This is a genomic window from Anaeromicrobium sediminis (assembly GCF_002270055.1).
GTDB classification, from domain to species: domain Bacteria; phylum Bacillota; class Clostridia; order Peptostreptococcales; family Thermotaleaceae; genus Anaeromicrobium; species Anaeromicrobium sediminis.
Genome location: NZ_NIBG01000021.1, coordinates 1 through 13,263 on the forward strand (window position 1 = coordinate 1; position 13,263 = coordinate 13,263).

Genomic DNA, 13,263 nt, shown 5'->3' on the forward strand with positions numbered 1-13,263 from the left:
GATATAAAACAATAGCAAGTGGAGACTCTTCCCATGCAGAAGGTGGAGGTACTATTGCTAGTGGATCTTATTCACATGCTCAAAATGAAGGAACAATAGCACAAGGTAAGTCACAAACAGCTATTGGACGATATAATGTAGCACAGGGAACATCAAATTCATACGTGGATACAGATAATGCTTTTATAATAGGAAATGGAACAGATTCTAGTAGAAGTAATGCATTAGAAGTTAAATGGAATGGAGATACCTGGGTTAGTGGAAGTGGGGATTTTGCTGGAGATATATCTGTCGGTGGAGATGGACATTTTACTGGCAATGTATATGCAGCGGGATTTAATCCAGATTTTGCTGAGATGTTTGAAACAATTGATGGTAATCCAATTGATGTTGGATACTGTGTTGCACTAGTTGGTGATAAAATAAGAAAAGCAAATTCTAAGGATGAATATATCTTAGGAATTACTAGTGCTACTCCAGCTATAATAGCAGATGGTGGAGAAATGAGATGGAAATATAAGTATGTAATAGATGAATGGGGTAGGGTTCAGTATGAGGATGTTGTAGTCCCAGCAGAAAAAGATAAAGACGGGAAGGTCATAATTCCAAAGCGTACAGAAACTAGGCCTATTTTAAATCCTGAATATGACAATACAAAAGAGTACATTCCCCGTTCAAAAAGACCAGAATGGGTTGCCGTTGGCCTAATTGGACAGCTTTTAGTTAGAGATGATGGAACCTGTAAAGTAAATGGCTACTGTATGCCTAACGATGAAGGAATTGCCACAGCTTCTAGTACAGGGTACAGAGTAATGGAACGAACAGGAGAAAATCAAATATTAGTTTTGGTAAAATAAAACTATATAAAATTTAAGTTATGTGGATAATTTTAATGGTTAAGAGTTTAGGGTTCAGAGTTGAGAGCTTTTGACCCTAAACTCTAATCTATTAACCCTGTTAATGTAAAATTAAAGATTTTTTTCTTTAAAAGGAAAAAGTCCTTCTAAGATAGAAATTATCTATATACAAATAATTTTAAAGGTAGTGAAAGAATGAAAGAATACTTAGATGATTTGTTATATACCATAATGGAGAGCATAGATGAAGGAATTCATGTAATAGATAAAGAGGGAAAAACTATTTTTTACAATAAGGCCATGGAAAATATGGAAGGTATGGATAGGGAAGAAGTACTAAATAAAAAATTATTAAAGGTATTTCCCACATTAGATAAGGATACGAGTACTTTACTAATGGCTCTAGAACGGGGAGAAGCCATAAAAGAGAGACCACAGATTTATTATAATAATCACAATAAGGAGATAACTACCATAAACAATACTATTCCCATAATAAAGGACGATGAAATTATGGGAGCTATAGAAATAGCAAGGGATATAACTAAAATAAAGGAATTATCTACAGAAGTAGTTCAGCTCCAAAGAAAACTACAGGAACAAAACGATAAAACAGGAAAGAAAAAATTTACTTTTGATTCTATAATTGGACATAGTGAAAAATTCATTAAGGCCATAGAATATGCTAAACGAGCATCTAATTATTCTTCCAGTGTTCTCATATATGGAGAGACAGGAACAGGAAAGGAGTTAGTTGCCCAAAGTATCCACTATGCCAGTGAGAGGGCAGACAAGCCCTTTATAGCCCAAAACTGTGCAGCCATACCAGAGAGCTTGCTTGAAGCCATGCTATTTGGTACGGAAAAGGGAAGTTTCACAGGAGCCATGAGCAAAGTTGGGTTATTTGAACATGCTAATGGAGGAACCTTATTTTTAGATGAGATAAATTCCATGGGAGAAAAGCTTCAAAGTAAATTATTGAGGGTATTACAAGAAAAGATCATAAGGCGAGTTGGAGGACTTAAGGACATTGTGGTAGATGTGAGAATAATTGCATCTACAAATGAAGAACCCTATAAAATTATTGAAGAGAAAAGGCTAAGAAAAGATTTATTTTATAGAATAAATGTAATGCCTGTAAATTTACCTCCCCTTAGGGAACGAAGAGAGGATATTGAAGTTTTAGTAGAACATTTCATAGAGAAGTATAATAGAAAATTGAATGTAAACATTAAAAAAGTAGAGAAGGATGTAATAAAGTACTTTAAAAAATATAACTGGCCAGGGAATATTAGGGAACTAGAAAACTATATTCAGGGGGCTATGAACGTGGTTGGTGAAGATGAAATATTGAGAAAAGAACATTTTTCTCCCCATGTAAATACTAATGTTTTCAAGTTTCATGCTGAAAATAAATATAAACTACAGGGAACATTACCAGATACCCTAATAGCCATTGAAAAAGAAATGATTAAGGATGCATTAAACAATAATAATGGAAATATTTCAAAGGCAGCAGACCTATTAGGAATAAAAAGGCAGACTCTACAGCACAAATTAAAAAAATATAATTTAAAAGGTGATTAATAAATTGAGCAAATGGTCATTCATATGTAAAACTCTGATAAGTAAAATTACTTATCAGAGTTTTTTTGTTACTGGAACAATTTGGAAAAAGGTGCATAGTATGAAGGGAAAAGGGGGAGACAAGCAAAGGAGATGACTTATGATAAAGTCAAAAGAAGAAATAGTTGCAATGTTATTAGCAGGAGGTCGTGGATCACGATTAAGAGAATTGACTAGGAAGATGGCAAAGCCTGCAATTTATTTTGGAGGAAAATATAGACTTATTGATTTTACCTTGAGCAATTGCTCCAATTCAGGAATTAATACTGTTGGGGTACTGACGCAATATAACCCTTTAGAATTAAATTATCATATAGGAATTGGCAGTGATTGGCATATTCATAGGCCAAATGGTACTGTAACCATTTTACCACCTTATGCAGGATTAGGAGGAGGTAGATGGTATAGGGGAACTGCAAATGCCATATATGAAAATATTGATTTTGTAGATAGATATGAACCTGAATATGTTCTCATTTTATCGGGAGATCATGTCTATAAAATGAACTATTATTCATTATTAGAATATCATAAAAAGAAAAAATCATTAGTTACCGTTGCTGCTACTAGAGTGCCATGGCAGGAAACAAGTAGGTTTGGAATAATGAATATAGATAAGAACAATAGAATTTATGAATTTCAAGAAAAGAGAAAAGATGCCACAAGTAATTTGGCTTCAATGGGAGTGTATATCTTTAACTGGAATGTACTAAAAAAATATTTAATTGAAGATGAAAAGAACTCTAACTCTAGTAATGATTTTGGAAAAGATATTATTCCAAAAGTATTAGAGGATAGATTAGATATGTTTGCTTATGAATTTAAGGGATATTGGAGAGATGTGGGAACAGTAGAAAGTTTATGGCAAGCCAATATGGACTTACTAAAAGAAAATAGTGAGTTAAATTTATATGATAATAGCTGGAAGGTATACTCAAAATACCTTATTTATCCACCTCACTATGTGGGTGAAACTGGTAATGTTAAATCCACCATTTTAAGTGAAGGATGTATTATTCATGGAGAAGTACAAAACTCAGTTTTATCTCCAGAAGTGTATATAGGGAAAAATTCTAAAGTTATAGATTCAGTAGTTATGCCAAATGTCATTATTAAAGAAAATGTAACTTTGGAAAGGGTTATTGTCATGGAGAATACTGTTGTAAAGTCAGGAACTAGAATAAACAATAGAAATAATAAAATTTTAATTATAAACGGTAGCTTGAAAGGACTGTGAAAAAGCCTTTGAATAGAAAGAACCATAAGGAGTTGATAAAGTGTTAAAAGTACTATATGTGGCATCTGAAGCTGTTCCCTTTATGAAGGTAGGAGGACTTGCAGACGTGGCATTTTCTTTACCAAGGGAACTAAGAAAACTTGGAATTGATATAAGAGTTATAATCCCAAAATATAAGGGGATTTTAAAAAAGTTTAAAAGTAAAATGGCGTATGTGACTAAATTCATGGTTCCAGTAGGATGGGAAAAACAAAAGTGTAAGATTGAATATTTAGAATATGAGGGTGTTCCCTTTTACTTTATTGATGAAGAATACTATTTTCATAGGGATGGCATATATGGATTTTATGATGATGAAGAAAGATTTTCATATTTTTGCAAAGGCGTATTGGGAACAATAGAAAATCTGGATTTCAAACCACATATTATTCATTGTAATGATTGGCATAGTGGTATGATTTGTCCCCTATTGAAGGAATATAAAAGGGACAACCCTAAGTTTTCCAATATAAAAACTATGTTTACCATACACAATTTAAAGTATCAAGGGATTTATGATAAAAAAATTCTAAGATCCTTATTAAACTTGGGAATGGAGTATTATAATGATGATGCTATTAAACTTTACGACGGAGTAAGTTTCATGAAGGCAGGAATCAATTATGCTGACGTAGTTACAACCGTTAGCAAGACCTACGCCAAAGAAATACAAAACCCATCATATGGTGAAGGGCTAGATGGGCCTCTAAGGAAGAGAAAGGATAACTTATATGGCATTGTAAATGGAGTAGATTACCAAATTTATGATCCTAACAAGGATGATAATATTTTTGCTAAATACAATATAAATTCTTTGGGAAATAAGGTGGAAAACAAAGTTAATCTACAAAAATTATTAAATTTGCCACAAAATAAAGAAGTACCCGTAGTTGCTATGGTTTCTAGATTGACATATGCCAAAGGAATAAAATTATTGATCCCTATACTTGATGAGCTATTAGCTAAAGATATACAGATGGTAATTTTAGGGACAGGTGATAGGGAAATTGAATCTAGAATAAAGGATTTTGCTCATAAGTATCCTGAAAAATTATCAGCTAATATTTTGTTTCATGAGAATTTAGCACATAAAATATATGCTTCTTCGGACATGTTCTTAATGCCTTCTTTAAGGGAACCTTGTGGATTATCCCAGTTAATCGCTCTTAAATATGGAAGTATTCCTATTGTAAGAAGCACTGGAGGATTAAAGGATACGGTCAATCCATACTGTGAATCTACTGGAGAAGGTAATGGCTTTACTTTTATTGATTGTAATGGGGATGAAATACTCAATACAATTAATATGGCATTGAAGTTTTATGAAGATAAAAATATGTGGAAAAAAATTATTACAAATGCCATGGGATCAGATTATAGTTGGAAAAATTCTACTATAGAATATAAAAAGTTATATGAAAGTTTAGTTAAGGGTTAAGGGATTTTTTTCTAAACCCTTAACTCAAATTTAGTAACCTTATTAATAGAAAATAAAAATTGGACCATGTAATTAACAGGGAGAATATCTGAAAATTCCATGCATATATTAGTAAAAAGTTATCTATATAGATAACTTTTTTAATTTACTTAAAGTGGGTGAGATTATGGGGAAAGACACTTTAGACAAAATTTATGACACTCTAAAGAACATAGAAAGGTTACTTGAAAATAAAAAAACATATGACTTTAGGTTTGAAGAAAGTAATACTTTAGAAGAGGAGTTATTTAAAATAACTACAAAGGTGTACTATGATGAAGAAAAATTAAAGCAGAAAAAGGGCTTAAGGAAAAAGTCATCCATAAGAATTTACAAGAATTTAATGAAAGAGTATATGGATTTTTTTTCTACTAGAATGGAAAATTTCCAAATAGAAGAAAGCGATAACTATGGAATGATTTTATTTAAAAAGGATAATAGGTATACGGGGGCTGTTAGAATACTTACGGATCTAGGATATTATAGAAAAGAAGCCTTTTATAATTTAACTAAAAATTTGGTGAATGAGTGTTTGAGATATGGAATAAATAGAAGAAATATATACATAATAGTCCTATCACACCACAATGGATTAGATAAGGAGTTTACTAAAAAATTAATAGATAAGGGTATTGATAATAGCCAAATATTAAAGGATGAGAATAGAGAAATACTTGAAGCCTATGAGAAAAAGCATATATATAATCTAAATTCATATTTAAAGGAACCAGACAAACAGGTATTTTTCCTAGGAGCTCATATACATCCCAATTTAGTAGCAAATAGTTATTTTAATAATGAGGAATTAAAAATAACCAATTATAATTGGCTGAGTAATCCTATGGAAGACATAATAAATGAACTTAAAAGAAAAAATTAATATTATTTTTGTTAAAAGAACACCTTATTTTAGGTGTTCTTTCTATTTTGTCATAAAGAGATGCAAAAATATTTGCGTTAAGACAAGTGTAGGGTCAAAACAGGAAAAGATGCCAATGCAAAAATATTTGCACTGATGCAAATGTTTTTGCATTATGAATAAAAATATTCAGAATAGTCCAAAATAAATGGGGTTTTTATTAAAAAATTCCAAAAAAATGTGGCATGACAATTGCAAATAAAAATAGCATGAAAAATTTAATGGAGGTGCACTTTATTATGAGCAGAGAAAATGTAAAAGTGATTATTTGGGGATTAGGAGCCATGGGCGGCGGAATGGCTAAAATGTTACTTAAAAAGAAAGGTGTAGAAATAGTAGGAGTAGTAGGAAGAGGAAAGAAAATTGGAATGAGTATGTTTGACCTTCTAGGCGTTGAAAGAGGAGACAGAGAAGACGTACTTATGGGGTCTATGGAAGATGTTATTACTGAGAAGGCTGCAGATGTGGTTTTACTTTGTACTGACTCCTTTACTAAAAATTCTTTTGAGAAGATTCAGTATTGTTTAGAGAGAAAGATAAATGTTGTTTCTAGTGCAGAAGAAATGGCTTATCCAATGGCACAAGAACCAGAACTTACTAAGGAAATGGATAGAATAGCTAAGGAAAACGGTGTAACTGTACTAGGTACAGGAATAAATCCAGGACTTATTATGGACTTATTAGTAGTAACTTTAACTGGAGCTTGTGAAGAAGTAGATAGTATAACTGCAAGAAGAGTAAACAGTTTATCACCATTTGGTCCAGCAGTTATGGAAGAACAAGGTATCGGTATTACAGTAGATGAATTCAACAAAGGTGTAGAAGAGGGAACATTAGCAGGACACGTAGGATTCCCTGAGTCAGTTAGAATGATTTCAGATGCTATTGGTTGGGAATTAAGTGGAGATATTAAACAATCTATGGAACCAATCGTATCTAATGTATATAGAAAGTCTCCATATGGAGAAGCGAAGGCAGGTAATGTGGCAGGTTGTGCTATGAAGGGCTTTGGTTATGTGGATGGAGAAATGAAAATCGAAATGGATCATCCTCAACAAATAGAGCCAGAATTAGAAGGAACTAATACGGGAGACTATATCATTATAAAGGGAACTCCTGATATAAATATGAGTATAACTCCAGAAGTACCAGGTGGAATAGGAACAATAGCTATGTGTGTAAACATGATCCCTCATGTTATAAATTCAAGACCAGGAGTTAAAACTATGTTAGACTTACCTGTTCCAAGAGCTATTATGGGAGACATGAGAGATTTAATAGAAGGGTAGGTTAGTATTATGATGGCGAAGGCTGGAGATTGGGTGTTAATACACAATATAGTGTTAAAACCAGAAGAAAGAGCACCTCAAGTGCCTGATGATACAAAGAAGGTACCACTTGAGTGCTTAGTTAAAGGTTTTTTAATAGAAGATGGTGTAGTGGGAGATACAGTAAGAGTAAAGACTATTACTGGAAGAATAGAGCAGGGAACATTAAGAGAAGTTAATCCTACTTATACTCACGACTATGGAAAGTTTATTCCAGAATTACTTCAAATAGGAATTACTTTAAGAGAAACACTATTTGGAGGTGAAGACAATGAGTAAAGACATGAGTTATGCTGGTGTAATGTCAAGACGTAATGAAATAATGAAAAACGCCATAGGTATAGATTATGACGTATTTGAATCTGGAGGTATATCCTTTGACTATGAAAAGATGATGAGAGAGACTGGGTATACTCTAGAGGAAATGACTAAAATACAAAGAAGCACAGGAGTTGGAAATACTCCACTTTTAGAAATGAAAAATATAACTAAATTAGTTAGAAAAATTTCTCCTGAAGGAAAGGGAGCTAGGATTTTCATAAAGGATGAAGCCGCAAATCCTTCAGGAAGTTTTAAAGCAAGAAGGGCTGCAAATGCAGTTTATCATGCTAAAAAATTAGGATATAAGGGAGTAATTGCAGCCACTAGTGGAAACTACGGAGCAGCAGTTGCATCTCAGGCAGCCATGTATGGACTTAAATGTATTATTGTGCAAGAATGTTATGACTCTCAAGGTAAGGGACAGCCAGAGATTATAGAAAAGGCTAGAAAATGTGAGGCCTATGGAGCAGAAGTAATACAGCTTACAACAGGACCTGAACTTTTCTATACTTTCTTAAAACTACTAGAGGAAACTGGATATTTCAATGCATCTTTATATACTCCATTTGGAATTGCAGGGGTAGAAACATTGGGGTATGAAATTTCAATGGAATGTAGAGAAAAATTTGGAAGAGATCCAGACGTGGTAGTTTGTACTAATGCAGGAGGAGGAAACTTAACAGGAACAGCTAGAGGTCTACAAAAAGCTGGTGCTGATTTAGTGGAAGTAGTAGCGGCAAGTGTGGATTTGTCAGGACTTCATATGGCCAGTGATACGCAATTTAACAAGAAGTCCTTCACAACGGGACATACAGGGTTTGGAATTCCTTTTTCAACTTGGCCAGACAGATCAGATGTTCCACGTTCAGCTGGAAGACCACTTAGATATATGGACCGATATGTGATTGTTACTCAAGGAGAAGTTTTCTATACAACGGAAGCATTAGCACAACTTGAAGGTGTAGAAAGGGGTCCTGCTGGAAATACATCCCTAGCAGCGGCCATATCAATAGCAAGAGAATTAGATGAGGATAAGATAATAATAGTACAGGAAACTGAGTACACAGGAGCAGGAAAGCATATTCAACCACAATTATCCTTTGCTAGAGACAATGGTATAGAAATTAGATTTGGTGATCCTAAAGATGAAGTACCGGGGGAAAATATAATTTTACCTAAGGACCCAAGTTATATTAAAGCTAATGACATTGATTTAAATAAGTTAAAGAGATCTTATATTAAGAATTGCATAGAAAAAAATCCTGATTCTCATGTAACTAAAGAAGATATTCAGTTCTTAGCTGAGGATACTAAGAGCAGTGTAGAATTTGTAGAAAGTATATTAAAGGATCTTTAGATAGTTAGGTTAGAAGTGTGAAGGTTAAAGATAATAGAGATTACCTTTAACCTTCTAGCCTTGACTTTATTTAGGAGGGAAAACTTTGAAAAGACAAGACGATTTTAATAAAAGAAGAGATCACTTAAAAAACTTAAGTGATGAAGAATTAAAAGATAGATTTTGGCAGTTAGCAGAAAAAATAGTAGAGCCTATGCTTGAGTTGGCTCATAAAAATACATCTCCTTCTATTGAGAGATCAGTTCTTTTAAGAATGGGTTTTTCAAGTATAGAGGCACAAACTATAGTAAAGGGTGTTATGGATAGAGGTCTTATGCCAAAGGGTGCAGGACATGTGGTTTATAAGCTGGCCCTAAAAAAAGATATACCTGTTAGAGATGCTGGACTTAAACTTTTAAACGGAGAGTGTTGGGATGAGGTACAAACTCTTTTTGAAGGAGGTACTAAGTAATGAAGTTAGATATGAATGAAAAGATAAATGTTAAAGAGATACTAAATGATTTAGAAAATTATAGACCTAAAAGACGTGGATGGGTTTGGAGAGAAGAAGTTCCAGGTCTTAAAATGGGTCCCTTTGAATTTAAAAACTGCTCAGCACCTCTAAAAAATAGTGTTCCTCTACCTAGTGCTAAATATTTTGGTGACATTGACCCACAACCAGAATACACAATAACTACAGAAATAGCTTCTGGTAGATTTGAAGATGACATAAGAAGAATGAGAATGGCAGCATGGCATGGAGCTGACCACATAATGGTTATAAGAACAGCTGGACAATCTCACTTTGATGGACTTATAGAAGGAACTCCTCAAGGAATTGGTGGAATACCAATAACAAGAAAACAAGTTAGAGCACAAAGAAAGGCTCTAGATTTCATTGAAGAAGAAGTGGGAAGAGATATAAATTATCATTCCTATATTAGTGGAGTTGCAGGTCCTGAAATAGCAGTAATGTTTGCTGAAGAGGGAGTAAATGGAGCTCACCAGGATCCACAATACAACGTACTTTATAGAAATATAAATATGGTTCGTTCTTTTGTAGATGCGGCAGAATCTAAAAAGATTATGACTTGGGCAGATATAGCTCAAATAGATGGAGCTCACAATGCTAACGCCACAGCAAGGGAAGCTTGGAAGGTAATGCCTGAACTTATGGTACAACATGCCTTAAACAGTATATTCTCTGTTAAAGTTGGTATGAAAAAGTCTAATATTTGTTTATCTACAGTACCACCAACTGCACCACCAGCGCCTTGTCTACACATAGATCTACCTTATGCAGTAGCATTACGTGACTTATTCTCAGAATACAAAATGAGAGCACAGATGAATACAAAGTATATGGAGTCTTCCACTCGCGAAGCTACAGTAACTCATGTACTTAATCTACTTATTTCAAGACTTACAAGTGCAGATATTCAATCAACTATCACTCCTGATGAAGGTAGAAATGTGCCATGGCATATCTATAATGTGGAAGCTTGTGATACGGCAAAACAAGCACTAGTTGGTATGGATGCATTACTAGATTTAGTAGAACTTAAAACTGAGGGATATTTACCAGAAAAGGTTAGAGAACTTAAAGAAAGAGCCGTTTTATTCATGGAAGAAATATTAGAAGATGGTGGATACTTTAAGTCTGTAGAAGATGCATTTTTCGTAGATTCAGGTTCTTATCCAGAGAGAAATGGAGACGGAATAGGAAGAAAGATAAATGGAGGTATAGGTGTAGGTTCAATATTTGAGAGAGACGAAGATTACTTGGCTCCTGTAACTGCCCATTATGGATATAACAATGTGGCTCAATATGATGAGTATTGTGTAGATAATCCAGCAGAGCTTATAGGTGGTGGTACATTTGAAGAGCCAGATAAGATAATTTATATAGATGAATTAGATGAAATGGATAATGTTAATGTAAGAATGGAAGAAACAAAGGAATTAAGAGAAAAGAATATAGTAAAGCCAGAAGTAGAGTGGCTTGGAGATGGAGTAGTTCAATTTGACTTATTCTTACCTGTATCTAAGAGGGTTGCAGAGGCTGCAGCTTTAGAAATAGGAAAGAAAATGGGACTTGAAGAAGTGGAAGTAATCCACAGAGAAATCATGCATCCAGCAGAAGGAACTAGAGTACAAGTAAAGGGTAAGGTTGGATTTAGCATAGATCTTGATTCTTTAGTTATCCCTCCAGAGCCAGAGATCATGTCTGATGATGAAATTAGGGAAGATATTGAAAATAATCCGTTTAAAATAGTATGTGCCACAGTAGGTGAAGATGAGCACTCTGTTGGATTAAGAGAAATTATAGATATTAAACATGGTGGTATAGAAAAGTATGGTATTGAATGTCACTACCTAGGAACTTCTGTACCAGTGGAAAAATTAGTAGATGCAGCAATCGAAACTAATGCAGATGCAATCCTGGCATCTACTATAATAAGTCATGATGATATTCATTATAAAAATATGAAAAGAATCCATGAACTATGTGTAGAAAAGGGAATTAGAGATAAGATAATCATAGCTTGTGGAGGAACACAAGTAACTCCAGAAATAGCTGTAAAACAAGGTGTGGACGCTGGATTTGGTAGAGGATCTAAAGGTGTTCATGTGGCTACTTTCTTTGTTAAAAAGAGAAGAGAGATGTTAAATGAAAATTAATGTATTAGTAGCGGAAATTGGGAGCACCACTACTGTAGTTAATGGATTTAATTATATAGATAGCCCTTGTCCTAAGTTTATAGGACAGGGGCAAGCTCCTACCTCTGTTATGGAGGGGGATGTGAACATTGGCTTAAATGGAGCTATAGAAGACCTAAGGAAGAAACTACAAGTGGAAAAAATAGAGTATGATGAAATGCTAGCCACAAGTAGTGCGGCTGGTGGACTTAAAATGACAGTTCACGGTCTTGTTTATGATATGACAGCTAAAGCAGCTAAAGAGGCCGCTTTAGGAGCAGGAGCCATAATACACAAGGTAACGGCCGGTAAACTTAGAAGAACTGATATAAAGGCAATAAAGGAGATTGAGCCTAATTTAATATTAATTGCTGGTGGAGTAGATTATGGTGAGAGGGACACGGCCATATATAATGCTGAAATGATAGCTAATTCTGGTATAAAGTGCCCAATCATATATGCAGGAAATGTGGAAAATCAAGAGGAGATAAAAGAAATATTTAGTGACTTAGACAACAAGTTATATATAGTTGAAAATGTATATCCAAGAATAGATGAATTAAACATAGAGCCTACAAGGAAAGTCATACAGGATGCATTTGAAGATCATATAATCCATGCACCAGGTATGGCTAAAGTAAGGGAACTTGTAACGGGTCCAATAATTCCAACACCTGGAGCTGTTATGGAAGCTTCTAAAGTACTAAAGGAAGAGATTGGAGATTTAATCACATTAGATGTGGGTGGAGCCACTACAGATTTACATTCTGTTACAGAAGGTTCTGAAGAAATACAAAGGATAGTATTAAGTCCAGAACCCATAGCTAAAAGAACTGTGGAAGGTGACCTAGGCGTATACGTTAATATGGAGAACATAGTACAAAGGATAGGAAAAGAGAAATTAACTGAGGAATTAGGAGTACCGGTAGAGGATGTAATAAAAAATCATAAACCTATTCCTGACACACCAATACTGAAAAAATTCGTAGAAATTCTTACAAAGGAAGCAGTTATGACAGCCACCATGAGGCATGCAGGCAGATATAGAAGTATCTTTGGTCCAGGTGGAAAGAAAACCTTTGCAGAGGGGAAGGACTTGACCAGTATAAAGTGGATAGTTGGAACAGGTGGAGCATTAACTAGACTAGATGGAAGAATAGAAATATTAAAAGGTATTATGAATCTAGTTAAAGGAGATTATTTACTTCCTAAAGAGACTGCCGGGATTCTAATAGACAATGATTATATAATGGCATCCTTAGGAGTTTTATCTAAAAGACATAGGGACGCTGCAATTAACTTACTGAAAAATAGTTTGAATATTTAGGCAATGTTTAAGCTGAAGGTATAGGCACCTACTTCGTCTCAATAAGTTCAAAATTTTTTAAAAGGAAGTCACTATCAGACTGAATAGTATGAATCT

The 13,263-nt window shown here is 34.1% G+C and carries 11 protein-coding genes; all 11 read left to right on the top strand.

The genetic code is table 11. The annotated features are described in order from the left end of the window. Positions 1-857, top strand: an 857-nt coding sequence (locus CCE28_RS17360; RefSeq protein WP_207652922.1) for a peptidase G2 autoproteolytic cleavage domain-containing protein, incomplete at its 5' end; no start/stop codon positions are given. A 195-nt stretch (positions 858-1,052) separates the two neighbouring features. Next, complete coding sequence (locus tag CCE28_RS17365) at positions 1,053-2,444, top strand: sigma-54 interaction domain-containing protein (protein ID WP_095134995.1); 1,392 nt, start codon at positions 1,053-1,055, stop codon at positions 2,442-2,444. Positions 2,445-2,583: 139 nt separating this feature from the next. Then, positions 2,584-3,720 carry a glucose-1-phosphate adenylyltransferase gene (locus CCE28_RS17370; RefSeq protein ID WP_095134996.1) on the top strand — a complete coding sequence of 379 codons (1,137 nt, stop codon included), beginning with the start codon at positions 2,584-2,586 and terminating at the stop codon, positions 3,718-3,720. A 40-nt stretch (positions 3,721-3,760) separates the two neighbouring features. After that, complete coding sequence (gene glgA / locus CCE28_RS17375; protein WP_095134997.1) at positions 3,761-5,197, top strand: glycogen synthase GlgA; 1,437 nt, start codon at positions 3,761-3,763, stop codon at positions 5,195-5,197. A gap of 166 nt (positions 5,198-5,363) precedes the next feature. Next, positions 5,364-6,116 carry a hypothetical protein gene (locus CCE28_RS17380; protein ID WP_095134998.1) on the top strand — a complete coding sequence of 251 codons (753 nt, stop codon included), beginning with the start codon at positions 5,364-5,366 and terminating at the stop codon, positions 6,114-6,116. Positions 6,117-6,394: 278 nt separating this feature from the next. Then, a complete protein-coding gene (ord, locus tag CCE28_RS17385; RefSeq protein WP_095134999.1) occupies positions 6,395-7,444 on the top strand; it encodes a 2,4-diaminopentanoate dehydrogenase in 1,050 nt (349 codons plus the stop codon). Positions 7,445-7,453: 9 nt separating this feature from the next. Then, the gene (gene ortA / locus CCE28_RS17390) at positions 7,454-7,762 is read left to right on the top strand and encodes a 2-amino-4-oxopentanoate thiolase subunit OrtA (RefSeq protein WP_095135000.1); all 309 of its coding nucleotides are present in this window, start codon (positions 7,454-7,456) and stop codon (positions 7,760-7,762) included. After that, positions 7,755-9,161, top strand: a complete 1,407-nt coding sequence (gene ortB, locus CCE28_RS17395; RefSeq protein ID WP_095135001.1) for a 2-amino-4-oxopentanoate thiolase subunit OrtB — start codon at positions 7,755-7,757, stop codon at positions 9,159-9,161. Before ortA ends, ortB begins: the two co-directional genes overlap by 8 nt. Positions 9,162-9,246: 85 nt before the next feature. Further along, positions 9,247-9,612 carry an ornithine aminomutase subunit alpha gene (locus CCE28_RS17400; RefSeq protein ID WP_095135002.1) on the top strand — a complete coding sequence of 122 codons (366 nt, stop codon included), beginning with the start codon at positions 9,247-9,249 and terminating at the stop codon, positions 9,610-9,612. After that, positions 9,612-11,822, top strand: coding sequence for a D-ornithine 4,5-aminomutase subunit OraE (gene oraE, locus CCE28_RS17405; RefSeq protein ID WP_095135003.1), 2,211 nt, complete (start codon positions 9,612-9,614; stop codon positions 11,820-11,822). Before CCE28_RS17400 ends, oraE begins: the two co-directional genes overlap by 1 nt. Then, entirely contained in the window at positions 11,812-13,167 is a 1,356-nt protein-coding gene (locus tag CCE28_RS17410) for a GlmL-related ornithine degradation protein (RefSeq protein WP_095135004.1), read from the top strand. Before oraE ends, CCE28_RS17410 begins: the two co-directional genes overlap by 11 nt. Positions 13,168-13,263: the final 96 nt, after the last annotated feature.

Bases quoted from the DNA above. Each gene is read 5' to 3' on its own strand.
- CCE28_RS17365 (WP_095134995.1), top strand. From the start codon at position 1,053: ATGAAAGAATACTTAGATGATTTGTTATATACCATAATGGAGAGCATA.
- CCE28_RS17370 (WP_095134996.1), top strand. From the start codon at position 2,584: ATGATAAAGTCAAAAGAAGAAATAGTTGCAATGTTATTAGCAGGAGGT.
- CCE28_RS17380 (WP_095134998.1), top strand. From the start codon at position 5,364: ATGGGGAAAGACACTTTAGACAAAATTTATGACACTCTAAAGAACATA.
- ord (WP_095134999.1), top strand. From the start codon at position 6,395: ATGAGCAGAGAAAATGTAAAAGTGATTATTTGGGGATTAGGAGCCATG.
- ortA (WP_095135000.1), top strand. From the start codon at position 7,454: ATGATGGCGAAGGCTGGAGATTGGGTGTTAATACACAATATAGTGTTA.
- ortB (WP_095135001.1), top strand. From the start codon at position 7,755: ATGAGTAAAGACATGAGTTATGCTGGTGTAATGTCAAGACGTAATGAA.
- oraE (WP_095135003.1), top strand. From the start codon at position 9,612: ATGAAGTTAGATATGAATGAAAAGATAAATGTTAAAGAGATACTAAAT.
- CCE28_RS17410 (WP_095135004.1), top strand. From the start codon at position 11,812: ATGAAAATTAATGTATTAGTAGCGGAAATTGGGAGCACCACTACTGTA.